The sequence below is a fragment of the Pseudomonas sp. 910_21 genome (genome assembly GCF_052850735.1).
Genome location: NZ_VXCY01000002.1, coordinates 804647 through 830926, shown reverse-complemented (window position 1 = coordinate 830926; position 26280 = coordinate 804647). Strand labels below are relative to the sequence as shown.

At 59.3% G+C, this 26280-nt stretch carries 26 protein-coding genes and 1 pseudogene; 12 read left to right on the top strand and 15 right to left on the bottom strand.

All coding sequences use genetic code 11. The features are described 5' to 3' along the window. Nucleotides 1–62 precede the first annotated feature (62 nt). The 9 genes from FW796_RS08995 to FW796_RS08955 all read right to left on the bottom strand — a co-directional run bounded on the left by FW796_RS08995 (nt 63) and on the right by FW796_RS08955 (nt 11497). On the bottom strand, nt 63–929 hold the full coding sequence (locus FW796_RS08995) for a fimbrial protein (protein ID WP_346632220.1): 867 nt from the start codon (nt 927–929) through the stop codon (nt 63–65). A gap of 95 nt (nt 930–1024) precedes the next feature. Then, entirely contained in the window at nt 1025–3535 is a 2511-nt protein-coding gene (locus FW796_RS08990) for a fimbria/pilus outer membrane usher protein (protein ID WP_446439310.1), read from the bottom strand. Nucleotides 3536–3761: 226 nt separating this feature from the next. Continuing rightward, on the bottom strand, nt 3762–4502 hold the full coding sequence (locus FW796_RS08985; RefSeq protein WP_446439257.1) for a fimbrial biogenesis chaperone: 741 nt from the start codon (nt 4500–4502) through the stop codon (nt 3762–3764). A 57-nt stretch (nt 4503–4559) separates the two neighbouring features. After that, nucleotides 4560–5117 carry a fimbrial protein gene (locus FW796_RS08980; RefSeq protein ID WP_346632223.1) on the bottom strand — a complete coding sequence of 186 codons (558 nt, stop codon included), beginning with the start codon at nt 5115–5117 and terminating at the stop codon, nt 4560–4562. Between the two features lie 421 nt (nt 5118–5538). Continuing rightward, complete coding sequence (locus FW796_RS08975; RefSeq protein WP_346632224.1) at nt 5539–7626, bottom strand: LTA synthase family protein; 2088 nt, start codon at nt 7624–7626, stop codon at nt 5539–5541. A 496-nt stretch (nt 7627–8122) separates the two neighbouring features. Beyond that, entirely contained in the window at nt 8123–8314 is a 192-nt protein-coding gene (locus FW796_RS08970) for a PLDc N-terminal domain-containing protein (protein WP_404937470.1), read from the bottom strand. A gap of 84 nt (nt 8315–8398) precedes the next feature. Next, nucleotides 8399–8929 (bottom strand): hypothetical protein, encoded by a 531-nt coding sequence (locus FW796_RS08965; protein ID WP_346632226.1) that lies wholly within the window; start codon nt 8927–8929, stop codon nt 8399–8401. Nucleotides 8930–9042: 113 nt separating this feature from the next. After that, nucleotides 9043–9561: an ankyrin repeat domain-containing protein gene (locus FW796_RS08960; protein ID WP_446439256.1), complete on the bottom strand. Its 519-nt coding sequence runs from the start codon at nt 9559–9561 to the stop codon at nt 9043–9045. Between the two features lie 97 nt (nt 9562–9658). Further along, entirely contained in the window at nt 9659–11497 is a 1839-nt protein-coding gene (locus tag FW796_RS08955) for a long-chain-acyl-CoA synthetase (protein WP_346632227.1), read from the bottom strand. A gap of 693 nt (nt 11498–12190) precedes the next feature. On the opposite strand from FW796_RS08955, the gene FW796_RS08950 reads away from it, so the two are divergent. Continuing rightward, the gene (locus FW796_RS08950) at nt 12191–12469 is read left to right on the top strand and encodes a DUF3509 domain-containing protein (RefSeq protein ID WP_019093389.1); all 279 of its coding nucleotides are present in this window, start codon (nt 12191–12193) and stop codon (nt 12467–12469) included. A gap of 72 nt (nt 12470–12541) precedes the next feature. Here FW796_RS08950 and FW796_RS08945 read toward each other — a convergent pair whose 3' ends face one another. From FW796_RS08945 to aroC, 3 genes are read right to left on the bottom strand one after another with little or no spacing between them, the layout of a single operon-like run. Continuing rightward, entirely contained in the window at nt 12542–13087 is a 546-nt protein-coding gene (locus tag FW796_RS08945; RefSeq protein WP_446439255.1) for a 1,2-dihydroxy-3-keto-5-methylthiopentene dioxygenase, read from the bottom strand. Then, entirely contained in the window at nt 13084–14241 is a 1158-nt protein-coding gene (locus tag FW796_RS08940; protein WP_346632562.1) for an MFS transporter, read from the bottom strand. Before FW796_RS08940 ends, FW796_RS08945 begins: the two co-directional genes overlap by 4 nt. A gap of 28 nt (nt 14242–14269) precedes the next feature. After that, nucleotides 14270–15361: a chorismate synthase gene (gene aroC, locus FW796_RS08935; protein WP_446439254.1), complete on the bottom strand. Its 1092-nt coding sequence runs from the start codon at nt 15359–15361 to the stop codon at nt 14270–14272. Between the two features lie 142 nt (nt 15362–15503). Between aroC and FW796_RS08930 the strand changes: the two genes are divergently transcribed. Further along, nucleotides 15504–16457, top strand: coding sequence for an alpha/beta hydrolase (locus FW796_RS08930; RefSeq protein WP_446439253.1), 954 nt, complete (start codon nt 15504–15506; stop codon nt 16455–16457). Nucleotides 16458–16555: 98 nt separating this feature from the next. Next, entirely contained in the window at nt 16556–17347 is a 792-nt protein-coding gene (locus FW796_RS08925) for a hypothetical protein (protein ID WP_346632230.1), read from the top strand. A 51-nt stretch (nt 17348–17398) separates the two neighbouring features. Here FW796_RS08925 and prmB read toward each other — a convergent pair whose 3' ends face one another. Next, on the bottom strand, nt 17399–18307 hold the full coding sequence (gene prmB, locus FW796_RS08920) for a 50S ribosomal protein L3 N(5)-glutamine methyltransferase (protein ID WP_346632231.1): 909 nt from the start codon (nt 18305–18307) through the stop codon (nt 17399–17401). Between the two features lie 240 nt (nt 18308–18547). Between prmB and FW796_RS08915 the strand changes: the two genes are divergently transcribed. From FW796_RS08915 to FW796_RS08890, 6 genes and pseudogenes are all read left to right on the top strand, one after another. Next, nucleotides 18548–19138: a cysteine hydrolase family protein gene (locus FW796_RS08915; protein ID WP_346632232.1), complete on the top strand. Its 591-nt coding sequence runs from the start codon at nt 18548–18550 to the stop codon at nt 19136–19138. A 129-nt stretch (nt 19139–19267) separates the two neighbouring features. After that, nucleotides 19268–19588 (top strand): hypothetical protein, encoded by a 321-nt coding sequence (locus FW796_RS08910; protein WP_346632233.1) that lies wholly within the window; start codon nt 19268–19270, stop codon nt 19586–19588. Between the two features lie 74 nt (nt 19589–19662). After that, nucleotides 19663–20220: a Smr/MutS family protein gene (locus tag FW796_RS08905; RefSeq protein WP_103739899.1), complete on the top strand. Its 558-nt coding sequence runs from the start codon at nt 19663–19665 to the stop codon at nt 20218–20220. Between the two features lie 77 nt (nt 20221–20297). Further along, entirely contained in the window at nt 20298–20843 is a 546-nt protein-coding gene (gene folE, locus FW796_RS08900) for a GTP cyclohydrolase I FolE (RefSeq protein ID WP_011062625.1), read from the top strand. Nucleotides 20844–20945: 102 nt separating this feature from the next. Beyond that, nucleotides 20946–21317, top strand: a complete 372-nt coding sequence (locus FW796_RS08895) for a glutathione S-transferase N-terminal domain-containing protein (RefSeq protein ID WP_404937471.1) — start codon at nt 20946–20948, stop codon at nt 21315–21317. Nucleotides 21318–21359: 42 nt separating this feature from the next. After that, nucleotides 21360–21467: pseudogene (locus tag FW796_RS08890) on the top strand (LysR family transcriptional regulator); the annotation flags it as partial. A gap of 58 nt (nt 21468–21525) precedes the next feature. Here FW796_RS08890 and FW796_RS08885 read toward each other — a convergent pair. Both FW796_RS08885 and FW796_RS08880 read right to left on the bottom strand, forming a co-directional pair. Next, nucleotides 21526–22128: a glutathione S-transferase family protein gene (locus FW796_RS08885; protein WP_346632235.1), complete on the bottom strand. Its 603-nt coding sequence runs from the start codon at nt 22126–22128 to the stop codon at nt 21526–21528. Nucleotides 22129–22138: 10 nt separating this feature from the next. Continuing rightward, nucleotides 22139–23305, bottom strand: coding sequence for an aminotransferase-like domain-containing protein (locus FW796_RS08880; protein WP_446439252.1), 1167 nt, complete (start codon nt 23303–23305; stop codon nt 22139–22141). A gap of 82 nt (nt 23306–23387) precedes the next feature. Here FW796_RS08880 and FW796_RS08875 point away from each other — a divergent pair, with 82 nt between their 5' ends. From FW796_RS08875 to FW796_RS08865, 3 genes are all read left to right on the top strand, one after another. Further along, entirely contained in the window at nt 23388–23831 is a 444-nt protein-coding gene (locus FW796_RS08875; protein ID WP_346632237.1) for a MarR family transcriptional regulator, read from the top strand. Nucleotides 23832–24122: 291 nt separating this feature from the next. After that, nucleotides 24123–25472, top strand: coding sequence for an NCS2 family permease (locus FW796_RS08870; RefSeq protein WP_404937474.1), 1350 nt, complete (start codon nt 24123–24125; stop codon nt 25470–25472). Nucleotides 25473–25535: 63 nt separating this feature from the next. Further along, nucleotides 25536–26162 (top strand): LysE family translocator, encoded by a 627-nt coding sequence (locus FW796_RS08865; RefSeq protein ID WP_346632239.1) that lies wholly within the window; start codon nt 25536–25538, stop codon nt 26160–26162. Nucleotides 26163–26280 lie beyond the last annotated feature (118 nt).

Below are 26280 nucleotides of genomic sequence, written 5' to 3'. Positions count from 1 at the left end.
TTTGTCATATGAGCACCTTGGTTACACCAGAAACATGGATTCTGCGCAGTTGCTTCGACAGGTCATTCATAAAAGAAAGACACCGTCGCATTGCTCCACACTTTTCCGCCTTCCACCGTCGGAGCGGTCTGAATATAACGAGCATTCAAAGGGATAGAGAGCGGCTGCTGATCCTGAGTACCGGAAGCAATGGCCAAGTCGGTACGAGAACCCAGAGCCTGCACCATGGTACTGCCGCCATGACCTTGGAATAGCTGAATGCCCACACCTCGAGCCATACCGTCTCCCTGAGCGTTGAGCAGAACGTTGTCTTTATTAGTCGGACCATCAACTCGGTAAGCCACCCTGATGCCCCGATCACAGAGCAGGTCAATCGAAAAGTCCTTGGAACCTACAGTGAGTCCCTGCTGCTTGAACTCTCTCTGTAATACCGTGGGCAGCTCGATGGGGGGTACAGCCTGGGCTTCACAGCCGCTGTTCTGAGCGACAAATGCCACGTTGCTGAAGATGAGCTCGTTGCTCAACTGGTTGTGATAATAAATTCGAACAATTTGGTTACTGGAGCTACCCGAACTGATGGGGCCTACCTTGACCAGTTCAAACCTGAATTTTTGTGGCGGCTGATAGTTATACGCTTGAATCTGACGCGTGAACCTAGGGTGACTCATATAGGCCCCACCCTCGTGGTACCAGTAAATGCGCATGCCAATCCCGGGTATACCGCTCAGATAAACGTTTTGCCCATAGCTGGACAAGGTCGCACCGCCAACAAAACCGTGATCCAGCCACAATTTCTCACCCCACGACGCTGTGCAGGAGATACTGGCTTTACCCTGATCGATTTCTCGGGTGTAAATCACGCTACCTATGGGCGCATCACGGGGAACTTTTAGCCCGCCCAGCTCCTGACTGGTGATGCGAGTAGACAACGGCGTTCCACTGCAACCCGCCCAACTGTTCCCGGAAAATATCGCCGTGCCCAGGCTCAGCAAAACCGCGCCAGGGATTCTGAAACAAATGCCCCTCATCGAATACCTCCCACTTTTTGTTCTTCAAGCGATGAGCTACAGGACAACTCCAGCTGCTGATAGAACGCCTCTTGTAGCGACTCTTCTTCGCCGACGAAAAAAGGTGCAAGACACTGCTGATCTCTGCTCTCCCCCCACTTGACCAGAAACTCCCCCTGAGTCCCCACTCCTCGAACAAATGCCCTGCCCCCCTGACCAACAAGGGTCAAGGAGTTACCCTGGCTATCGAGCACCTGGGCTCCTAGCGGGATGCTTTGGCCATTGGGTCGCACCAATTTGAGCAATAGAGGACGTCCCACCACTGTCGGATAACTCAGCATGACCACTGCCCCTGCCCGCGGCGCGATCTGTTGCGAAGTCATCTCCAACTCCACGTCCTGGGAAGTCCCCTTGGGGTCAAGCACCATCTCGTTGCGACGATAGGGCGTCAGGCCAGTAACCACCGCGTATCCGTTATCAGCGATTCGAGTCGTTGAGTTGTTCAGTACCTGCGCCCCTTCAGCCCCTGCGGCTCGGAGCACTGCGATGGTTTCGCCCTGTCCTGCTGTTGCGTTGACCCCTCCCGGGTGTGCAACCAAAGTACCCTGCATGCCGAGGTTGGCCTGACGATAGTTTTCCCCCCGGCTGGCCCCGAGGTTATAGCTGGCATAGGCCGTGTCATAACGCAGGTTGCCGCCGTAGCTGTTGCTGCTCTGCCCCCCGTAGCTCTCACGGGAGTCATAGAGGTTATAGCCAAGCTCGCCCTGATTACCGGCAGTGCCACTCAGCGAGTTGTTGATGCTGTAGTTGCGATTACCGTCGTAGCTGATCGACGAACTCAGGTAAGGCGAGTACCGAGTACGCCCCAGCGGCACGCGGAAGCTCAACAGGTATTGATTATCCATGCGCCCGCTGCCATTACGGGTACGACTGGCGCTGAGGTTGAAACTACCCCAGTTGAAACCGTTGGAATACTCCACTTGATAGCTGATATTGCTGCCCTGATCGCGGTTCCAGTAGTTCTGTGCCATACCGGAAAATGCGAGGTAACCCAGACGCTCGCCCAGGGGTTGGTTGAGGTTCAATTGCACCCGGCTACGTTGCTTGAACAGGTTGCTAGGTGTCTCGGTGCTACGCAGGCGGGCAAACTCACCGAAGTTCAGATAGCCCTCGCTGGAAAACCGGTAGGCCGCCACGCTGAAGTTGGTTGCAGTCGTTTCAATGAGCTTGTTGTAAGTCAATCGCAGGCTTTGCCCGCTCATCTGAGCCTGACCGTCAGGCCGCGAATCGTTCAGGCCCGAAGCCTGGGAATAGGTCACATCAGCCGCGACCGCCCCCAACGCAGTGCTCAAGGCTGCCCCTCCCAACAAGGCTCGATAATCCTGTGCAACAATCCCGCCGCCATAACCTGTCAGCAGGTTGGACAGACCGCGCTGATAGCTGCCTTGAAGGAAAGTGGGAGGCGTGTCGAGACGCTGATCGCGATAGCGCCCGGCACTCAGGCTGAAACGCGAACTGTCGGGGCGCAGCAACTGCGCCACTGACGCGTAAGGCACGATAAAGTTCTTGGTCCGCCCATCGGCCTCGGTAATGGTGACGTTGAGGTCACCGGCATAACCGGAGTTGTACAGGTCGTCGATCGCAAATGGGCCAGGGGGCACCGTGGTTTCGTAGAGCAGGCTTTCACCCTGACGCACACTGACCTTGGCCGTAGTATCTGCAACGCCCCGCACCACAGGGGCAAAACCGCGCATGGAGTCGGGCAGCATTCGCTCATCACTGCTCAACTGCAATCCGGTGTAGGGCATGCTGTCGAAGAAGTTGCCAGGGGTGTAGAACTCCCCCAGGGTCAACTGCGCCTGGAGTGCCGTCATGTCCCGCTGTACATAGCTGCTCAGCGCGCTGTAATGACTGCGCCGGCCGCTGGCGGATGAATCGTTGTAGGTGTAGGAACCGTTGTGCCGCAAGCGCCAATCCCCCAGATTGACTCCTCCATTGAGGCTGCTATAGAACTGGCGACTGGTCTGCCCACTGGAACGGTTGTCGTTCAAATTGCTGCTGTAACCGAGAAAAGCGGCATTGACCCCTGAGTCCCAGTCCTTGGGTGATACATAACCACGCTTGGTCTGGCTCAAGTACAGCTGGGAAATGGACAGATCGACCCGCAACTCCGACATATCCACATCGAAACGGCTATGGGCCGGCAGATCATCAGGACCCAGACATTCAGAGGAGAGGGCACGCGCCGCTTGCTCCACGGGCAGCCTGGCAAAGTCCATCCCCAACTGTTCCAGTACGCCTGGCGGCAGACAGGGCTGTACCTTCAAACCGTCAGTGGAGGTCCTGAACAGGATCTCCTGACGCCCCACCCAGTTCTGGTTCAGGTAAAGGTCAAGCCGGTAAGTGCCCGGTGTCAGGGGGTTGCCGCGCTCAAACTGCGACAGGTCCACAGACTGTCCCCGACTGTTATCAAAGAACGCAGGGTTGAACTGGATCAGTTCCTCTGCCTCACTGACTGCACTCAGCATTCCCGACAACAGCGTCGCACCTCCAAAAATGACTTCCGCGCGCAGAGCAAAACGGCCGCACCTCGTGCGCAGGAGGCGGCTAAGCGATAAGAATGGGGGGGGAGACAAAGCGCTCATTACACCTTTCCAGACGTTAAGCACCATGCGCCAGTGCTGACGAAATCACGGCTGTCGTAGTAGCGCGAAGGAAGTTGACCAATGCAGAACCAAGCGCCCGGAATGGCTACTAGGGCTCAAGCGGGGTTTCGCGACGAACCGAAGTTCCGTAGTCGTTGATCCACTCGTAAACCACACTGCCCTGGCCCCCAGGAGGAGACGGTGTTTGCCCTAGCGTGAAGTCAGCAGAGGATTTCGGTGCCAGCATCCGGCTTTGTGCACTCAGACTTGGGCCACTCTTGAGCTTCACATCCACCGAGTTGAAGGAAACGTGAAAGGCCGAGTCATTGCGTACCCTCAGTACGGTCTCAGCACCTGACTTGACCAGGCTCCAACGGAGTTTTTCCGCCGCGTCCATGGCACTTCCCGACAGTTGTGCGGGACGAAAAAACAACTTCAAACGAGTACGAAACGCCAATTGCATGTGGTTGCTGACCTGCCCGGAAGCCAGTGGCGGAACATCCAGCAGGTTGAGCCAATACACCGATTCACGATCCTGTGGGATACCCGGTTGAGGGATGTAGGCGATGCGCAGGGTTTGCCCCTTTCCCTGGTTGATACGGGCCATTGGCGGCATGACCACAAACGGCACGTCCACATCATCAGGCTTGGAATCCGGATTGCCTTCGTCGATCCAGACTTGCACCAGTGCAGGTTGCTCACCCTTATTGCTGAGTCCAAGACTGACTTCACGCTCCTGAGCCGGATAGATGATCCGCGTTCCACTCACTACCACGTTGGCTTGCACCTTCAGGGGCAGCAACACAAGGGCACAGCAGAAACACAGCAGAAACAAAAAATGGCGGGGCATGGCTATCATCACTCGTTGCGCGGAGCCCCGGGGCCTGAACCCCGGGACGACCTTTCCTCACTCAAAAACCATGTCCAGTACAACGTTTGCAGCGACTGGACCACCGGTGGTGTTATCAACACCGGCCAGGTACTGGGCGTAGAAATTCAGCGTCGCGTCTTTGCTGTCCTTATCAACATTCACTTTCTGGATATCGTCAGGAGTGATGGTGTTCAGGTTGAGAGCCCGCTGTTGGCTGTCCAGCAATTGCACCTGAACGTTTGAAGCGGTTTCCTCGCCAGAGTAGGTGTTGATCAAAGCGCCGCTCAGCGCATCCACTTTCGTCAAGTCGGGCTTGAACCAGACCCCCACCGTACTGCCGGAGCAACCGGTGAACTTGAGCTTGAAGGGGGTCAACCCCGCAACAGTGCCCTTTTCAGCCAGTACGCTTGAACCGACAGGGGGCAGATCGACCTTGTGAACGTAGGTACCACTTGCGGTGTTTTCGACGGAGCAGGTTTCGGTGCTGATAAACCCCGTAAATTCCAACCTCACGTCGACTCCATCAGCCCAAGCAGTCCCCGCAGCCGTCAAAAGACCCGAAGCCATACCCGCTGCCACAAATAGCTTTTTCATTCCTCTCTCCATTTACCAATCTTCGTGGCGCATTGCTGATCGCACCATTCAAGAACCGATGCTGCGTGCCTGATCTAGAGCGTTATCCGTATCTGTCTGGGCCGAAGCGGGAGGGATCATTACAGTCTGTTGGGATAGCCGATATGAGATGAATCCTAAAACCCGAGAAACTTCCCAAGTTCGACCAAGAAATCGGCTGTTAACGTAGGAATTTTTCCCGGGAAACATAAGGAAATTCTTAAAACTGGGCAGATGATCTCTTGCAAAACCGATGCGAAATCCTTGGACGGAACACGTCTGCGAACACCGCCTGTTTTCGCTGCAAAAAAAAACACCCCTCATTGAGGGGTGTTCAGTGTGCCGCGAGTCGGGCCCAGTCAGTCCGCCAGCCCTCTGAAAGGATTGGCGGGAGACCTGCGGATCAATCCGGCTTGCCGTTGACCACGCCAGCGGTATTGTCTATCAAGCTCTTGGTCGCGGTCTGCAGGAAAGACTCCAGCTTCTGCTTGAGCTGCGCTTCATCCGCGGCCTCGGGAATCAACTCGCCCCCTGGAGTGGCGCCCAGTTCGTATTTATACAGACGTGGCGGCATTTCCTTGGGCAGCACCAGCACTCGGTCAGCAGTCAGTAACGCTACGGTCTGATCACTGCCCGAAGGCTTGATCACGCCAAAACCCTTGTCGCCTTCCGGCAGATTGAGCAGGTCGCGCCCCCAGCACTGATGCAGCACATCGCCACCGAGACGGCCCATGATGGTGGGCACTATGTCGATCTGAGTGCCCACGGTGTGGTCACGCTGGCCGAATTTTTCCTGGATGCCCGGCGCAATCATCAGCAGCGGTACATTGAAACGCCCCAGGTCCATTTCGGTGATCTGCTGCTCATTGCCGAAACCGTGATCGCCGACCACGACGAACAGCGTCTCCTTGAAGTAAGGTTCCTTGCTCGCCTTCTCGAAGAACTGGCCCAATGCCCAGTCGGAGTAGCGCATGGCAGTCAAGTGCTCATTGAGGCTGCCGCGATCGGTCACCTTGTCCACCGGCAATGGCGTCGGCAACGCATACGGGGTGTGGTTGGACAGGGTCTGCAGCAGAGCGTAGAACGGCTCTTTGCCTTCACGAGCCTTCAGCTCTTCCAGACCACGGTTGAACATGTCCTGGTCGGACACGCCCCAGGTCGGGTCGGAGAACACCGGATTGACGAAGTCATTACGACCAATGAAGTTGGTCATGCCCTGGTTGCTGAAGAACCCCGACTGGTTGTCCCAGGCAAAATCACCGTTGTAGACATACACATCGTCATACTTGCGGGCGCTCAGCAGCTGCGGCAGTCCAGACAGCTTGTGGCTGCCTTCCGGGGTCTGCATCAGGTATTCGAAGCCTGGCAGGTTGGGGAAGCAAGCCATGGTGGCGAACATGCCCTGGTGGGTATGAGTGCCGTTGGAGAAGAAGCGGTCGAACAGCAAGCCTTGCTTCGACAGCTTGTCGAAGTACGGAGTGATCTCCCCTGGACGTCCCAGAGCGCCCACCGAATGCCCGGCGAAGCTTTCCATCAGGATCACCACGACGTTCTTGATCGGCAGGGTCTTGTCCGCATCCGGCGTGTAGTTACGGCGTACGGCGGCAATATCCCCATCCACCAGTTTGTCGCTCGGCACCAGCAGCATGTCGCGCACTGTCTGTTGAGCCAGAGGCTGGGGCAAGGTCGCCTTCCAGATATTGGTGCGATCCTCGGACATCCGATCCTTGGCCGCCGCCATCAACTGCAGCGTGCCATTAAGGCCCAACTGGTTGGCGAAGTTCGATTCGGTGGTGTAGACATCGCCCCAACGCATCGGCGGGCCCTGCCGCAGGGTGCCACGGGCAGCCACTACACAGATCAGCAGGCAGACCACGAATACCGCAATACGTGCATACCAGGGGGCAATCTGGCGTGTGCCGACATTGCCACCGCTGAACGGCCCACGAGGCCGAGTAGCACGGTCGGCACCCTTGAACGCCAGGCTGAGGATCCAGGTCCCCACGGCCCAGGCCAGCAGGTAGCGGACCACTGGGAAACCGTACCAGAGCATGCTCATCACGGTTTTCGGGTCTTCCTTCACATACTGGAAGACCAGACCGTTGAGACGCTGGTGGAACTCACGGTAGAAATCCATCTCCATCAGGCCGAGGAACAGCGCAATACTGGAGGTCACCGTCAGCCAGAAGCGCAGCAACCCGCGAGCCGCCATAGCCCGGGCACTGAGCATGGCCAGCACCAGCGGTACGCTGAGGTAGACCACCAGCCGCAGGTCAAAACGCAGGCCATTGGCAAACGCTTCGAGGAACGTCGAAGCCGGGGTGTCGAGAATCATCTCGCGGTTGTAGATCAACAGCGCGACGCGCAACAAAGAAAACATCACCATCATGACCAGCGCGCACAGCAGCGTGTAGGCCAGATGGGATTTGACGGTCGGTTGCAGCAGGCGATTCGAGGATCGCTGCTGACTCAGGGCATCCGAGTTTGCCATGTCGTTTTAGGACCCATTGGAAGTTTAAGTTGCAAGAATACAGCTGCGTTCTGCCCTCTTATTGCCACCTGAGCGGCGGGGGAATACGCGGTGCGCAAATGGTGCACGATCACTGGAGGCATTGCCATTGATTAGTGGACAGTACCGCCAAACCCACCACCAATGGCTCTGGATCAACAGATTGCAGGGGAGATGACAGGCTAAAAAGCGCCGGCGGATTGTCTTAGAGACTTTGTGAAAATTTCGTTCAACGCATGTTTAGTCACACAAAAAAGGGCCTGACCAGGCTGTGTGAAACGTCGCGAGTGAAGGCAAGACAAGGCAAAAACAGGCGAGGAACGGCCGGGGTCGCGTTCGACTTTAGGGGGCCTAAATGAGCTTCCGAGCCTGTTTTTAACGCAGTATTGCCAAACGCAGTAGTTTTCACACCGCCTGTGACGGCCCTTCTTTTCCCTCGCCGGCAATGACTCCGGGTCTGTTCGTCACACGTCCTGGTTCAGAGCCTGACGTTGCCTCGAGGACCGGCAATGGCCCAGATGATCAGCCCAAGGACGGGAAGGAAGATGATCAACAACACCCAGATAATCTTCATCCCGGTTTCGGCGCCGCTTTTCAGAACGTTGATGATGGCCCAGATATCCAGGGCCAGAATGATCAGGCCAATCAGGCCATTGAAGGTGGAACCCATGGTGTCGCTCCCAAATGAAGGTATGCCTCTTTAGGATAGTCGCGCTGAATCAGGGTTCCGCTTTATTCCACCGCAAATGCGGATTCAGACGTGCACAGCAATCTTCAGCGCTTCCAGAGCCGGCGCCGCGACAATGCCGACCTCGGCACAGAGTTCAAGCACTCGTGGCACATCATTGCCGTAGACCAGCACCATCTGCAGCTCGTCATCCAGCAACTGGCTGAAGTTCATCAGCACGTAACCGCCATTTTCCGGATTCATGCTGCCCATCTGGATCTGGATGCGGTTCAGGGCTGTCAGCGCTTCGATCTTGGCCAACTGCTTGGGCTTGATATTGAAGGTCACGTCCTTGCCGAAAGAGGCAACGATCTGGGCGAACAGGTCGACGTAGGTATCAGCCTGAAACAGCACGGTCTCCGGCAGGCTGCCCACCACCACCCATTCGCCCAGGGGAATGGGGAAGCTGTCGTCGTAGTTGATGTCCGGATTGGCCGCCAGGAACCCCTGGGGATCAGCATAGGCCTGGGCCGCTTCATCGGCGATCTGCTGAATCTCGGCGTCGCCCATGCACCCGGAGCTGATTTTGCTGATGAGTTCGATAAGGGCGGTTTTCATGGGCGCATCCTGAAGGCAAGGAAATTTCGAGGGCGCGAAGGATAGCCTAAAGTGGACGGCCAGACCTATCACCGAGACGAAGGCCCTGCGCCCTCGCCTCCTTCCCCTCGACCTCAGGCCAGAAGTTTTTCCAGTTGTGCGGTGGTGTCCACGGCGCCCATGGTCTTGGCCGCCTCCAGGGCACTGACACCATTGGTATCCCGAGCCCTGGGATCGGCCCCCTGGCTGATCAGGTAGGTAACGATCTCCGTGCGGTTGAACATCGCCGCCATCATCAGCGCAGTACGACCGTCAAACGATGAGCCTTCCACTTGAGCTCCGCCTTCCACCAGAGCCTTGACCACTGCCAGGTCGCCCTTGAAGGCGGCGCCGGCAATCGGGCTCTGGCCATTGTCGTTGCGGATCTCAGGATCGGCCTTGTGCTTGAGCAGCACTTGCACTGCATCCACATGCCCGTGATAGGCGGCCAGCATCAGCAAGGTGTCACCCTTGTGATTGCGCAGGTTGACCGGCAGGCCACTGCCCGCCAGCTTGTCGAGCATCTGTGCATCGCCCTGGCGGGCCACGTTGAATACCTGCTCGACAAACTGGGCGGCCTCATCTTCAGTCATCTGGCGGCTTTTGTCGGTCATCGGAAACTCCAGGTTCGGTCAATCGGAAAGGCCCTAGTTTCCCCAAGCCGGCCGCGGCCTGTCATCCCTTTTTTCCCAAGAGCCGCCATAGGCAGAATCAATAACGCAGACGCCCGCCCTGGATCTCCGCAAAAATCTGCGGGGTCAATTGCACATAGGTGTCCGCCCCAGGAAGCCAGGCATAGACCGGATCGTCACCGGTTCGTTCGAGGTCGAATGCCTGCTCCTTGAGTCGACTCTTCTGGTACTTGAAGGTGCCAGTAGTGTCCATTTTCACCTTGATCCGCAGGAACAGCGGCACCGCGTAAGCCGGAAGCTGCTGCCTGGCGAATTGCAGCAAGGCACTGAAATCCAGGGTCGCCAGAGACTCCGCCGGGGTAATGGCCACCATCCCCGCACGACCGTTGGTGTTGTGGATTTCGACGCCATAGGCCACCACCTCGGCAATTTGCGGGTGCCCCAGCAGAATGTTCTCCACCTCGGTGGTGGAGACGTTCTCGCCCTTCCAGCGATAGGTGTCTCCCAGCCGATCGACGAATTGCACATGGCCAAACCCGATGTCCCGCAGCAGGTCACCGGTATTGAAGTAGCAGTCGCCCTTCTCGAACACGTCCTTGAGGATCACCTTGAGGTTCTTTTCCGGATCGGTGTAACCGTCCAGCGGCGCCTTGTCGTCGATCTTCGCCAGTAGCAGGCCCTGTCCACCCTTGGCCACTTTCTGCATGAAACCCTGGCTGTTGCGCAACGGCGCCCCGGTATCGTGGGCGTACTCCACCAATGCCCAGGGGATCAGGGAAAAACCCACGGTGTTGTCGAAGTTGAGGATATTGCTGAAACCGATATTGCCGTCGCTGGCCGCATACAACTCACACACATGACCCACACCAAAACGTTGCTTGAACTCGCTCCAGACTCCCGGACGCAGGCCATTGCCGATCATCTTCAACACCCCATGCTCGGTATCCCGGGCAGTGCTGGGCTGATCGATCAGGTAGCGACACAACTCACCGACATAACCCACAGTCGTCGCCTTGAACCGACGCGCATCGTCCCAGAACTGACTGGCGCTGAACTTGCGGCGAATGGCGAACCCCGAGGCGCCGGTAATGGCCGAGCCCCAGCAGACGCACAGCCCGGTGGCGTGGTACAGCGGCAAGGTGCAATACACCACGTCGCCGGGCTGCATATCCAGGGCAATGGTGCCGAAGCCGGCAGAGGTGCGCATCCAGCGCCCATGCTTGAAAATCCCCGCCTTGGGCAGACCCGTGGTGCCGGACGTATAGATGTAGAAGCAAGGGTCGTTGAAAAAGATGCGCTGGGCCTGTACCAGATTGTCCGCTGGATAACCGGCGCTCTCGGCCATCAGATTGACCAGGCCGTCCGGAGTCGGTCCGGGGTCGGCGAAGGTGTCCTGATCGGCCACGAACCAGGTGCGAGCCGGATCGATATCCACTTGATCGCGCACCGCGGAAAAAGCCGCCAGCAACTCAGCGCCGACCATGATTCCCACCGGTTTGACCAACTCCAGGCTGTGCACCAGCACGCTTTGGGTCTGAGCGGTGTTGAGCATCGCGCAGATCCCGCCAAGCTTGGCCACCGCCAGCACCGTGACCAGCAACTCAGGACGATTTTCGATGAAAATCGCCAGCACATCGCCCTTGCCGATGCCCTGTTCCCGCAGGTAGGCAGCGATGCGGTTGGCCCATTGATTGACCTGGGAATAACTGAGTACCCGATCGCCATACAACAAGGCCGGCCCCTCGGGATTGCGCAGGGTCGCCTGCTCGAAACTCCAACCCAGTCCGCAGGGTTGGTCAGGCTTGTCGATGTTCCCCGCCTTCATGCCTCGCACCACCCGAGGCAGCGCCTTGGCAATGGACGGCACCTTTCGCAGCATCATGCCCCAGGTAATCATGTCGCTCTTGTGCTTATTCATGGTTGCTCCGGTTCGACAGCAAAGGTCTGTGCCCAGCCAGGCCGGCCGGGTGTTGGCAACACAGCCGGCACAAGGCTCAACCGGGGTTGGCGACCCAGGGTTCGGCAACCGGCAAGCGAAGACTGCGGGGATAACCCGCAAAGGGATAAAGGCAGGGCAAGCACAGCGCTGCTGAGAGCACCGGCATTAATAATGCGGTGGGACCATTCATGGAGGGCGTCCTATGTTCTTATTATCCGTCGGGCAGGATCGCTGGATCACGCCACTACACATTCCATGTCGCAGAGACACCTTTCAAACCTGTTCGGCTGGGTCGCCGATGCAGCGTTGAAACAGCGTCACTGGCTGGAAAATACGTCAGCCGTTGCGGGCCTGTACACGGAGTTTTTGCAAACTTTTGTATCTCCCCACCGGTTATCTCCAAGGCCCTCCAGCCTCATCCATAAACGATTGAATTTTCTCTCAAGGCCAGCGGTCATAACACCGTAGCCACGCCCACGGCCAATCGCCGCCAACCTGCAAAATGCAGGATGCACGATGCACGATGGCCATTCATGCAATTTGCACGAAACCGAAATATCCTTTAAATCATAACTAATTGATTTAAAAGGACTTTATAAAAAACAATACTGGCACAATCGCTGCACCTATCACTCCACGCTTTCTCTTCAAGAGCTAACGGAGCTGATAGACATGAGCCTGATCCAAGAAAAATTTTCCTCCCTGTTCTCCAACTTCGAAGTGACCACCCAACCCCGTCCAGACGGTGGCATCCTGCTCACCCTGCGCAACAGCGAAGGCAAACAGTTCAAGCGTTCGATTTCCTACGCGCAGCTGCATGCCGCCGACCAGCTGTCCTGGGTCATCAGTGCAATTCGTCGTGATTTGGCCGAACAGGCCAGTGAGTTGCCTCAGATTTCCATGCTGCAAAGCCAAAACCGCTTTGCCTTGCCGACTTACCACTCCGCCTAAGCCACCTTCGGCTTCCTGCTCGGGCCGGCCCCACCTTGCGTGGGGCCGGCCCGTTGACGTTGAGCTTCCCGCTCAATCGTCCAGGCGTGGGAACTGACTGGCGATAGCGTCTCCGGTCAGGTTGGCCGCCCAGCCTTGGGGATTGTTGAACAGGCGGATGGCTACCAGGTGCGGCTCCTCCCCCATATCGAACCAATGAGCAGTGCCTGCCGGTACCGAAATCAGGTCGTTCCTTTCGCAAAGAACGGCATAGACATAGTCGTCGATGTGCAGAGAAAACAGCCCGCGTCCAGCGACGAAAAACCGCACTTCATCTTCGCCATGGCGATGCTCGTCGAGAAAGCTGGCACGCAGCTCGACTCGTTGTGGATGGTCACGGTTGAGGCTGATCACATCAACGCTGACATAACCCTGCTCGGTCATCAGCCGATCGATCTGCTCCTGATAGGCCGCTATCACCTCCTCCTGACTGGCCCCCGGCTCGATCCGTGTCGAGGTTTGCCAACGATCGAAGCCAATCCCCTGTTCGGCCAGGGTCGCAGCGATATCGTCGAAGTGGGTCAGAACCTTGTTCGGCAGGTCCGGGCTGGATACGTGGTAGACGGACAGGCTGCTCATAACGGCAACTCCTCTTGCATGCGGGTGGCAATGATAACGGCTGCGGCCAGGGCGGCGACGCTAGCAATACTAAAGGTCAATGTGGCGCCCAGGGCGTTCCAGCTGTAGCCGGAATACAGGGCCCCCAAGGCACCTCCGGTTCCAGCCAGGGCGGCGTACAACGCCTGGCCCTGACCCTGCTGACGAGCGCCGAAGCTGCGTTGCACAAAATGAATGGCTGCGGCGTGAAAACTGCCGAAGGTCGCCGCATGCAGCACCTGCGCCAACAACAGCACCCCGAGATGTTCCGCCAGGCCGCCCAACAGCAACCAGCGCAAAGCCGCCAAGAGGAAACTCGCCAGCAACACCCGGCGCACGGAAAACCGCGCCAGAATCCGGCTCATGGCCAGGAACATCAGCACCTCGGCCACCACCCCCAGGGCCCAGAGCATGCCGATCAGGCCACGGGTATAGCCCAGGCGCTCCAGGTGCAGGGTCAGGAAGGTGTAGTAAGGGCCGTGGCTCATCTGCATCAATGCCACACACAGATAGAAGGCCAACACACCGGGACTGCGCAACTGCTTGATAAAGCCTTCCCCGGCCAGCCGCGGCCCCTGCACCGCAGGCTGGGCGTTGGGCACCCACAGGCTGCTGAGCACGATGCCGCCCATAATCGCCACCAACGCCGCCGGATAGATATCCAGGCTCAACCACTCGAACAGGCGCCCCAAAGCCACCACGGTAAGAATGAAACCGATGGATCCCCAAAGACGGATCTGGCTGTAGCGTGAGGTCTGCCCCTGCAAGTGCGCCAGGGTGATCACTTCGAACTGCGGCAGGACTGCGTGCCAGAAAAACGCGTGCAGGGCCATGACCATGGCCAGCCAGGCATAGCTCTTGTCGACGAAGATCAGGGAAAAACAGATCAGGGTGCAGATTGCACCAAAACGCACGATCGCCAGGCGCCGGCCGGTGTAGTCCCCCAGCCAGCCCCAAAGGTTGGGCGCCACGCAGCGCATGAGCATGGGAATGGCCACCAGTTCGCCGATCCGCGCGCTGGAAAAACCCAGGTGATCGAAATACAGCGCCAGAAACGGCGCCGTCGAGCCCAGCAGGGCGAAATAGAATAGGTAGAAACTGGAAAGCCGCCAGTACGGCAGCGCCGCCACGGTCATCAGACCGTAGCGACTGGCAGAACCGCCATTACAGCTGGCCCAGTACCGGCGTGCTGACGCGCACGTCGGCATTCTGGCCGCGGTGACGCAGCAGTTGATCCATCAGCACGATGGCCATCATGGCTTCTGCAATGGGAGTGGCGCGAATGCCCACGCAAGGGTCGTGACGGCCCTTGGTGATCACGTCCACCGGATTGCCATCAACATCGATGGAGCGGCCTGGCGTGGTGATGCTGGACGTCGGCTTGAGCGCCAGGTGGGCAACGATCGGCTGCCCCGAGGAGATACCGCCAAGAATGCCACCGGCGTTATTGCTGAGGAAACCTTGCGGGGTCAGCTCGTCACGGTGCTCGGTGCCGCGCTGGGCGACGCTGGCGAAACCGGCGCCGATTTCCACGCCCTTGACCGCATTGATGCTCATCAACGCGTGGGCCAGTTCGGCATCCAGACGATCGAAGATCGGCTCGCCCAGGCCCGGCATCACGCCTTCGGCGACCACGGTGATCTTCGCCCCCACGGAATCCTGATCCCGGCGCAATTGGTCCATGTAGGCTTCCAGCTCTGGAACCTTATCCGGATCGGGGCTGAAGAACGCGTTGTCCTCCACCGAATCCCAAGTCTTGAACGGAATCTCGATCGGGCCCAACTGACTCATGTAGCCGCGCACCACGATGCCCTGGCTGGCCAGGTATTTCTTGGCGATGGCCCCGGCCGCCACGCGCATGGCGGTTTCCCGCGCCGAGCTGCGACCGCCGCCACGGTAATCACGAATGCCGTACTTGTGGTGGTAGGTGTAATCGGCGTGAGCCGGACGGAACAGATCCTTGATCGCCGAATAGTCCTTGGACTTCTGGTCGGTATTGCGGATCAACAGGCCAATGGAACAGCCAGTGGTCTTGCCCTCGAACACCCCGGAAAGGATCTCGACTTCATCGGGTTCCTGGCGCTGGGTGGTGTGACGGCTGGTGCCGGGCTTGCGCCGGTCCAGATCACGCTGCAGGTCTTCCAGGGACAGCTCGAGGCCCGGCGGGCAGCCGTCGACAATGGCGACCAACGCCGGACCATGGCTTTCGCCCGCGGTGGTGACAGTGAACAGCTTGCCGTAGGTATTGCCGGACATGCGGGGAGCTCCGTGAAATCAGCCGAAATAACTCAATCAGGATTACTGAAGGGCGCAAGTATACGCAGGCTACCCAACTAGTTCATCCTCGAACCTTCTGCCCCTGGCCGAGTCCAACCGGCACCTTATCCATGATGGCGTGATGATGCTGCGAGTCCTTCTCTTGAGCCTTTCCCTGTTCACCGGCCTGGTCAACGCGGCCGTCCTGCAACGCCCCGTAAGCCTGGAGACCGGCCACGGCGAGCTGTATGGCTCGATGCTGCTGCCCAAATCTGCGCAGCCGGTGCCGGTGGTGCTGATCATTTCCGGTTCCGGCCCCACCGACCGCGACGGCAACAACCCCGACGGCGGGCGCAACGACAGCCTCAAGCGCCTGGCCTGGGTGCTGGCCAAGCACAACATCGCCAGCGTGCGCTACGACAAGCGCGGTGTGGCTGCCAGCCTCGCGGCGACCCCGGATGAACGCAACCTGACCCTCGACGCCTATGTGGCCGACGTCGTGGCCTGGGGCAAGCAGCTCAAGGCCGACCCGCGCCTGGGCCAACTGATCGTGTTGGGACACAGCGAAGGTGCGCTGATCGCCAGCCTCGCCGCCCGCCAACTGGACGCCGCCGGGGTGATCTCCATCTCCGGCACCGCCCGGCCCGTGGATCAGGTGCTGCGCCAGCAACTGAGTTATCGCCTGCCGCCGGCGCTGATGGTGCGCAGCAATGAACTGCTGGACAGCCTCAAGGCCGGTCAGGTCGACAACGATGTGCCGCCGGCCCTGCAAGTGATCTTCCGCCCCAGCGTGCAACCCTATCTGATCACCCTGTTCCGCGAGGACCCGGCCGCCGCTTTCGCCCGCCTGAAAATGCCGGCGCTGATCATCCAGGGCAGCAACGATATCCAGGTCAGCATCGACGACGCCCGGGTGCTCAAGGCGGCGAAACCGGATGCTCAACTGACCTTGATCGATGGCATGAACCATGTACTGCGTATCGTGCCCAACGATCTCAAACGCCAATTGGCGTCCTACAAGGACCCGCAATTGCCCCTGGCGGCGGAACTGGGCCGGTCCATCATCAGTTTTATTGACGGACTTCACACCCGTTAGGCTGTTTTTACCCTCCAGTCCTGAAAAAAACGGCCGATAAGCCTTTGCCGGCCGTTCGATTGCTGTCGGCGCGCAGCGATTGGACAGGACTTGCCGTTATGACTGATACCTCGAATTCACCCGCCACCGAGCAGGAAGCCGCCGTACCGGAAGCGGCGCCGTTGCCGTGGGCGGATGTCCAGGCCGAACATCACAAGATGCTGCGCCTGGCGCCCCTGCAGACCGATCGCGCCACCGGCGGACGCCCTTTGCGTTTTGTCGAGTTCGGTTATGCCGAACGCAACAACAAAGAGCACAGCCTGCTGCGCATGACCATCAGCCTGCCCGGCCAGCGCGTGCGCAAGGAACAGAATCATCTGGATGTCTGGGTCGAGCACGACACCCACCGGGTGCATTTCGAGCCCGAAGGCGGGCTGCAGATCGAACCGCTCAACCGTGGCATCGGACGCTTCCTGCTGGCCCAGGCCGCGCAGTGGGCGCAGAAGAAGTGGCCGCACTACCGGGTGGACGGCTTCGACCTCGCCAACAAGGACGCCCTCAATGAGGACACTCGCCTGCGTCGCGATCATGTGCTGCGCACCCAGGGCTTCGACGTGGTGTATGCCGATGCCCAGCATCTCAAGGGCAGCGTCAAGGATGTTCAGGTGGGCGAGCTGCTGAGCCAGTGGAACACCGAGAAACTGCAGTTCGTGGAGATACTGGAAGCGGCGCAGATGCTCCAACAGGCCGAGCAGAACCTGGAAGAGCTGGAAGTCAAACTGCGCAAGCAGGAAGAGAAAGTCACCAAGTACAAACGTGAAGACACCGGCCTGCGCTTCACCATCACCTGCCTGGTGGCCTTTGCGGTCTTCCAGGCGGGTCTGCTGATCTGGATTGCGACTCACCGCTGAGTCGCAACCTCTTCAAGACTCAAGGCCCGCCTTGCGCGGGCCGGCAATGGCTCAGGCGCGAGCGACGAACAACGCCTGATGCTCGCGGCACTGCTCCGCAGTGAGCATGAACACACCGTGACCGCCGCGTTCGAAGTCCAGCCAGGCGAAGTCGACTTCGGGGTACAGCGCCTCGACGTGCACCTGGCTATTGCCCACTTCGACAATCAGCAAGCCTTTCTCGGTCAGGTGATCAGCGGCCTGGGCCAGCATGCGCCGCACCAGATTCAGACCATCATCGCCACAGGCCAGGCCCAGCTCGGGCTCATGCTGGTACTCGTCCGGCATGTCGGCAAAATCTTCGGCATCGACATACGGCGGGTTGGAAACGATCAGGTCGAAGCGCTGCCCCGGCAAGCCATCGAAACCATCGCCCTGAACGGTGAACACCCGCTCATCGACACCGTGGCGCTCAATATTCTGGTTGGCCACTTCCAGGGCCTCGAAGGACAGGTCGGCCAGCACCACTTCGGCCTCGCGGAACTCATAGGCACAGGCGATGCCGATGCAACCGGAGCCGGTGCACAGATCGAGAATCCGCGCAGGCTCAGTGCCCAGCCAGGGTTCGAAGCGTTTCTCGATCAACTCGCCGATGGGCGAGCGAGGAATCAGCACACGCTCGTCAACGATGAACGACATGCCGCAGAACCAGGCCTCACCCAACAGATAGGCTGTGGGCACGCGCTCTTCGATACGGCGCTTGAGCAGGTGCTGAAGGTGGACCAGTTCATCGTCTTCCAACGCGCAGTCCAGGTAGCTGTCGGCGATTTCCCAGGGCAGGTGCAAGGCTCCGAGCACCAATTGGCGGGCCTCGTCCCAGGCGTTGTCGGTACCATGGCCGAAGAACAGATCCTCCCCATGAAAGCGGCTGACAGCCCAGCGGATATGGTCACGCAAGGTGCGAAGGCGGGAAGTGATCACGGGACAGACTCCTGAAAAAACGACCGGCAATTCTAACAGCCAAAGCGCCTGCCGACGACGAATGAAAAGCCACCCCCGTACAATCGCCCGACAGACCGCTTTTGGCCCGGGAAGCCCAATACCTTGCCCCTCTTGACAAGGCTGCAGGCCAACAACGGCGCACCTTACGTTAGTAGCGATTCACAGAAGCGCTCCGCCGGAGGACAATGTCGCAAAAGCCCCACTCACAGGAGCCCCAGAATGTCCGTTCCAAAGACGATGTTTCAACTCAGCGGTCGTGGTTATGCAGCGGCCAACTTGAGCCACGCGACCCTTGTGATCATCGACGCCCAGAAAGAGTACCTCAGCGGCCCCCTGGCCCTGTCCGGCATGGACAAGGCAGTGGCCAACATCGGCCAACTGCTGGCCGCCGCCCGGGCTGCCGGCCGGCCCATCGTGCATGTACGCCATCTCGGCACCGTCGGCGGCCTGTTCGACCCTCAGGGCGAGCGCGGCGAATTCATCCCCGGCCTTGAGCCCCAAGGCGACGAGACCATTATCGGCAAGCTGCTGCCCAGTGCCTTTCACGGCACCGAACTGGAAAAGCGCCTGCAGGATCTGGGCTCCCTGGACCTGATCGTCGCCGGCTTCATGAGCCACTCCAGCGTCAGCACCACCGTACGTGCAGCGAAGAACCTGGGATTCCGTTGCACCCTGGTGGAGGACGCCTGTGCCACCCGTGACCTGCCCTACAAGGGCGGCATTCTCAGCGCCGAGCATGTTCAGCAGACTGAAATGGCGATCATGGCCGACAACTTCGCCACTCTCGCCCAGACCGCAAGCCTGACCTGACCAGCCTTGGTGAGCGGCTGGCGGGCCGCTCATCCATAAACGCCTCGCATTTGCAGCAATTGCCTTAGCCTCAGGAACCACCCGGTCAACTCCCGGTCGAAGGGCCGATACCCATTGAGGAAGGTCGGAATGAAGATATCCGATGGTTTTGACGCACGCCGATTGCGGCCCAAAAGCCCGCGAAACTGGCGCCTGCGCCTGGGGGCTGGATTCTCTGCATTGCTGGCGACCTTCGGCGTGCTGCTGGCCCTGGCTGGGACCGCAAGCCTGCTGGGACGCGCTCCGGCGCTGGGAGAGCTCAACGCCAGCCCACTGGGCTCGGCGCTGATCCTGCTGATCGGCCTGGTACTGCTGTATGTCGGTGTGCGCCTGTGGCGGCGTTGCCGGCGCCGCATGCGCCAGCCCCTGGCGCTGAACATGGCGCCGCACCTGATGAAAAAACACGACTGACAACCCTGGGCGCGATTTGCGCGCCTTAAGGTGTTCCGAGTTGGGTAAACTAGCCGCCCTTCGCGGAGGCTGACATGCAAGACGACGATTTTTCCCTATTCAAAAACGAGATCCGCGGCGTCAAGCCGATCAAGCACGATCGGGCCGACACAGGCAAACCCAAGGCCGACCGGGCACAGATCGCCAAGCTGCGCCAGGCTGCCACTGTGCGTAGCGAGACCACGACCGTGGACGGGCTGTCCGATCAGTTTGTCATCGATGTGGGGCCTGAAGATGAGCTGATGTGGGCCCGCGACGGGGTCCAGGAAAGCCAGATGCGCAAGCTGAAAATCGGCCAGATTCCCTTTGAAGGCAGCCTCGACCTGCACGGCATGACCGTGGAAAAGGCCCGGGAAACCCTCTGGGCGTTTCTCGCCGAAGCCACCAAGTTCGAAATCCGCTGCGTGCGCGTTACCCACGGCAAGGCCGTGCGCCTGGACGGTAAGCGCCCCATGATCAAAAGCCACGTCAACACCTGGCTACGCCAGCATCCGCAGGTGCTGGGCTTCACCTCCTGCCAGGCCAAACATGGCGGCACCGGGGCGCTGTACGTGATGCTCAAACGCACCATGATGGAAGGCCGCGACGAATAAAGCCGCTGCGCCAAGCTTGCAGCGCCGTGTCCGCCACCGTACCCTTGCCCTTTGCGTAAAATCCCACAGGTAGTTTCATGTCCCTGGAACAGAATTACACCGCGATCCTCGGCCAACTGGGCGAGGACGTCTCCCGCGAGGGCCTGCTCGACACGCCGAAGCGTGCCGCCAAAGCCATGCAGTACCTTTGCCGCGGTTATGCCCAAACCCTGGAAGAGGTCACCAACGGTGCCTTGTTCAGCTCCGACAACAGCGAAATGGTACTGGTCAAGGACATCGAGCTCTACTCGTTGTGCGAACACCATCTGCTGCCATTCATCGGCAAGGCTCATGTTGCCTACATTCCCAGCGGCAAGGTCCTGGGACTGTCGAAAGTCGCGCGCATCGTCGACATGTATGCCCGCCGCCTGCAGATCCAGGAAAACCTCAGCCGGCAGATCGCCGACGCCGTCCAGCAAGTGACCGGCGCCCTTGGGGTTGCCGTGGTGATCGAGGCCAAGCACATGTGCATGATGATGCGCGGTGTGGAGAAGCAGAATTCGTCGATGATCACTTCGGTGATGCTGGGTGAGTTCCGCGAAAATGCCGCGACCCGCAGCGAGTTCCTCAGCCTGATCAAGTAACAGGCCCTGAGCAGAAAAACCGGCGTTGATCGCCGGTTTTTTTTCGTCTGGCAAAAATCAGGTAAGCTGCCGCCCCTTCATTCATGGGCAAGAGGCAATACCGTGATCGTCAAAGCGCTGCGAGTCGGCCTGGGCCAACTCATCATTTTCATCGACTTCATCACCCGCCCGCGCAAGCAGAAGCGCACTGCCGCTGCTCAAGCGCAAGTCGAACAGGCCGCCAAGGGCCTGACCCTGTATCAGTTCCACGCCTGCCCGTTCTGCGTGAAGACCCGCCGTACCCTGCACCGCCTGAACGTGCCAGTAGCGCTGCGCGACGCCAAGAACAATGAGCAGGATCGCCAGACCCTGCTGGAGCAGGGTGGCAAGATCAAGGTGCCGTGCCTGCGTATCGAAGAGAATGGGCAGACCACCTGGATGTATGAATCCAAAGTGATCATCGACTACCTGAACCAGCGCTTCTCGGCTGCTTGATGCCCTCCCCCGGGCTGTTGTCCCGGGCCGATGCAACAGCACGTCAACCGCGAGATCGGCCTGATCCGCCGCCGCGGCCAGCAACTGAGTCCTGCCGCGCAGCGCTGTTATGAACTGCTGGGCCAGTCTTTGACGAACAGCGCGAATTGATGCCCCCCATAAAGCACTGAACCGGCACAAGGCCGGTCCAGTGGGCAACGCCCCTCGCTCAATCGAACATCGCCACATGCTGGGGATGGCTTTGCACCCGTTGCATCCAGGCCTGGATGGCCGGGTAGCGAGTCAGGTCGAAGCCGCCTTCATGGGCCACGTGGGTATAGGCATAGAGTGCGATGTCGGCAATGGAATAGTGCTCGCCCACCAGATATGGCGTACGGCTCAATTGTTTCTCCATCACATCCAGCGCCTTGTAGCCACGCTTGTGCAGCTTCAGGTACTCGTCCCGGCGTTCTTCGGGCAGGCCCTCGTACTGTTCAATGAAGCGCGCCACGGCGATGTAGGGCTCGTGGCTGTACTGCTCGAAGAATTGCCATTGCAGGACCTGGGTACGCAGGCGCGGTTCGCTGGGAAGGAACTCGCTGCCGTCGGCCAGGAAGTTGAGAATCGCGTTGGACTCCCACAGGCAGGTACCGTCTTCCAGCTCCAGTACCGGAATCTTGCCGTTGGGATTCTTCGCCAGGAAAGCTTCGGTCTGGGTATCGCCTCCGAGAATGTCCACTGCCTGCCACTCATAAGGCAGCCCTAGAAGACTGAGCATCAGCTTGATCTTGTAGCAGTTGCCCGAACGGTAATCGCCATAAACCTTGTACATGGCCCTCCCCTTAGGCTGCCTGTGCAGCCTGTGCTTGACGTATTACGGTGGCCAGCCGCTTGAGGCCTTCGTCCAGCCGTGCCGGATCGATATGGCTGAAATTCAACCGCAGATGCCCATGATTGCGCTCCGGTTCAGAGAAGAACGGTTCGCCGGGCATGAAAGTCACGTCTTGTTCCAACGCTGACTTGAGCAAAGTGCGGGTATCCAGGGGTTGTTTCAAGCTCAACCAGAAAAACAGACCACCCTGGGGCACCTGCCAGTCAGCCAGATCGGCAAAATGAGTTTGCAGCGCGACCTGAAAGGCATCACGGCGCAGACGATAGAAACTGCGCAGTTCACCCAAGTGCTGCTGGAACTGATCGCTGCCTATCCACTGCATGGCCTGCCACTGGCCGACACGGTTGGTATGCAGGTCCGCGGACTGTTTCAGGCGCAGCAGATGGGGGAACAGGTCCGGACTGGCGATCAGATACCCAACCCGCAATCCCGGGAGCAGGGTTTTCGATACGGTGCCCGTGTAGATCCAACTGGCCTTTTTCAAGCGGCTGACAATGGGTGTCGCGCTGCCACCGTCGAAGGTCAGCTCGCGATAGGGCTCGTCCTCGATCAGGGTCACGCCGAACTCGTCCAGCAGGGCCGCCACCGCCTCACGCTTGGCTTCGCTATAGCGCACTGCCGAAGGATTCTGGAACGTCGGGATCAGGTAGACGAATGCTGGACGATACTGCTCCAGGCGGGTGCGCATCTGCGCCAGATCCGGACCATCGGCCTCCAGTGGCACCGTCAGGCAGTCGGCACCAAACAACTGGAAGATCTGCAGGGCGGCCAGATAGGTTGGAGCTTCCAACAGGATCTGGGTGCCCTTGTCGATGTACAGCTTCGCCGCCAGATCAAGAGTCTGCTGGGAGCCGCTGACCACCAGGACCTGGCTCGCTTCGCAAGGCACGCCGAGCTTGCGCGCCTCGCCAGCCAGGGCTTCACGCAACTGCGGCTCGCCTTCACTCATACCGTACTGGCCCATGGACAAGGGCATGTCTTGCCACTGCACCTTGGGCAGCATCACCTCGGCCGGCAGCCCTCCAGCGAACGACATCACTTCCGGGCGCTGGGCCGCGGCAAGGATTTCACGGATCAAGGAGCTTTTGAGGCGCGATACACGTTCGGAGAAGGCCATGGAGGTCACCGCTAGCAAAGGTCGGAGGAAATACGTCAAACTGCTTGACCGAAATTACGCCGGTTTTCGCAGATACGTCAATATGCTTGACCTTAAAAGCCAGACCTCGCAACAAGCCGCCATGGAAGCCTTCTTCTTTGGCTATCAGGCCTTTACCGCCAAGGCCGACGAAATGCTCGAGCGCCGCGGCTTGAGTCGCGTGCACCAGCGCATCGTGTTTTTCATTGCCCGCTACCCCGGCCTGAGCGTGAAAGAACTGCTCACGCTGCTGGGGGTGAGCAAGCAGGCGCTGAATACGCCCTTGCGCCAACTCATGGAAATGCACCTGGTAGACAGCGTCGCCCCGGCCAGCGACAAACGAAAACGCCTGTTGCAACTGACCGACGATGGCGTGCGCTTTGAACACTCCCTGCGTCGCGAACAAGTGAAACTGCTGCAACGGGCCTTCGCCGAAGCCGGAGAAAGTGCGGTCAATGGCTGGCTGGCAGTAAACCAGGCACTGGCGGGAAAACCTGTAGACGACTGATAACCCCTTCCTCTCGGCGCGCCCTCCCAGGCCGCCGAGCAGGCGCTGCCCACCTTCCGCGCTATCAGGCATAAAGACCTGACGTGATATAGCCAAGTCCTCAGATTTTTCGCACACAAAACCAAAAACATTATTTGCTTTCTTTGTATACAAAAGCATAATTCGCCACGTGTGAGTTCTTGACCCGCAGGTCAACAAACCCCACAAGCCCTGCCTGCCTCAAAGAGCCGCTGCCCACCCTCCCGTGCCCGGCTCTGGAAAAAACAATAAAACTCTTGAGGAGTACTCGCTGTGGAAAGCCGCAAATCCGAAGCCTCTCCGCTGGACCTCTCGCCCTCGCTGAACAGCGGCTGGCTGGAGCGCATCTTCAAACTCAGATTGCATGGCACCACGGTGAAGACCGAGCTGATTGCCGGTCTGACAACCTTCATCACCATGGCTTACATCATCTTCGTCAATCCCAACATCATGGCCGACGCCGGCATCGATCACGGCGCCGCCTTCGTTGCCACCTGCATCGCCGCCGCCCTGGGCTGCCTGCTGATGGGCCTGTACGCCAACTGGCCGGTGGGCCTGGCCCCGGGCATGGGCCTCAACGCCTTCTTCACTTACACCGTGGTCGGCACCATGGGCTACAACTGGGAAACCGCCCTCGGCGCGGTATTCATCTCCGGGGTGCTGTTCATGATCCTGACCTTGTCGCGGATTCGTGAATGGCTGCTCAACAGCATTCCGGTGAGCTTGCGCTTCGCCATGGGAGCCGGTGTCGGGCTGTTTCTCGGGCTGATCGGGCTGAAAACCGCCGGCATCATCGTCGATAGCCCGGCCACCCTGATCAAGCTTGGCTCCCTGCGTGAACCGGGCCCGCTGCTGGCGGCCATCTGCTTTCTGATGATCGCGGTGCTCAGCTACCACCGAGTATTCGGTGCAATCCTCATCAGCATCATTGCCGTGACCCTGGCCGGTTGGGGCCTGGGGCTGGTGCACTACAACGGCATCCTGTCCACCCCGCCGAGCCTGGCGCCCACCTGGATGGCCATGGATATTGCCGGGGTGTTCAACGTCAGCATGATCAGCGTGGTCCTGGCCTTCCTCTTCGTGCACATGTTCGACACTGCCGGCACCCTGATGGGCGTGGCCCAGCGTGCCGGTCTGGTGAATGCCGACGGCAAGATCGAAAATCTCTCGCGCGCCCTCAAGGCTGACAGTGCTTCTAGCGTCTTCGGTGCAGTGGTCGGGGTGCCACCGGTGACCAGCTACGTGGAAAGTGCCGCCGGTGTGGCCGCTGGCGGTCGGACTGGCCTTACCGCCGTCACCGTGGGTGTGCTATTTATTGCCGCCATGTTCTTTGCTCCGCTGGCAGGCATGATCCCTGCTTACGCTACCGCGGGTGCCTTGATCTATGTCGCGATGCTGATGATGGGAGGCATGGCCCATATCAACTGGGACGAAGCCACTGACAGCATTCCGGCGATTGTCACGGCAATCATGATGCCGCTGACCTTTTCCGTCGCCGACGGCATTGCCCTGGGTTTCATCACCTATGTGGTACTGAAGGCCGGGACGGGCAAACACAAGGAAATCTCCATCAGCCTGTATGTGCTGTGTGCGATCTTCATCGCCAAGTTCATTTTCTTGTAAGTCGCACCTGGTCCTACCCGCCCCATCCCTTCGGATGGGGTTTTTGTGCATATGGAGAATCTAATGAGTGTGGAAACCTGGCTGCTGTTCAGTGGCGCTGCCTTGGTAGTGATCCTGATCCCGGGTCCCTTGTCGTTGCTGATGATCAGCAACAGCCTGAACTATGGCCTGCGCCGCTCATACCCGGCCTTTCTCGGCGGGGTCTTGGCCTCGATCTGCCTGTTGAGCGCATCAGCGTTGGGCCTGGGTGCACTGCTGCTGGCTTCGGAGCAACTGTTCAGCGCCCTGAAGATCGTCGGCGCCCTCTATCTGTTCTACCTCGCCTGGCAGAGCTGGCAGCAATCGCGGCAGCCGTCCCACGGCGCCGTGGTGCCGGAAGTCGCACCGAAACCGCGCTTTCACGCACTGTTCGGGCGCGCTTTTGTCCTGGGAGCCAGCAACCCTAAGGACATTCTGTTCTTTGCCGCATTCCTGCCGCAGTTTCTCAGTGCCCAGCAGCCTTTCCTGCCACAACTGCTGATCATGATCGCTACCTGGACCTTGCTGGACCTGACGTGCAAGCTGGCCTACGGCCTCGGTGCCCATGGCGCCGCGCGTTACTTGCGCAGCGGCAAGGGCCAAAGCTGGTTCAATCGCATCAGTGCCGGGCTGTTCACAGGGGCTGGAGCCGCATCCCTGTTGAGCCGTTAAGCGCTTCGCCGACAAGCCGGCTCCTGCAACGGTCAGCCAGGATCCGACGTGCCGGAGACGACTTTTTAACCGGCGAAAAAAAGCCCGCAGTGTGAGCGGGCAAGGACCAAAGAAGCTA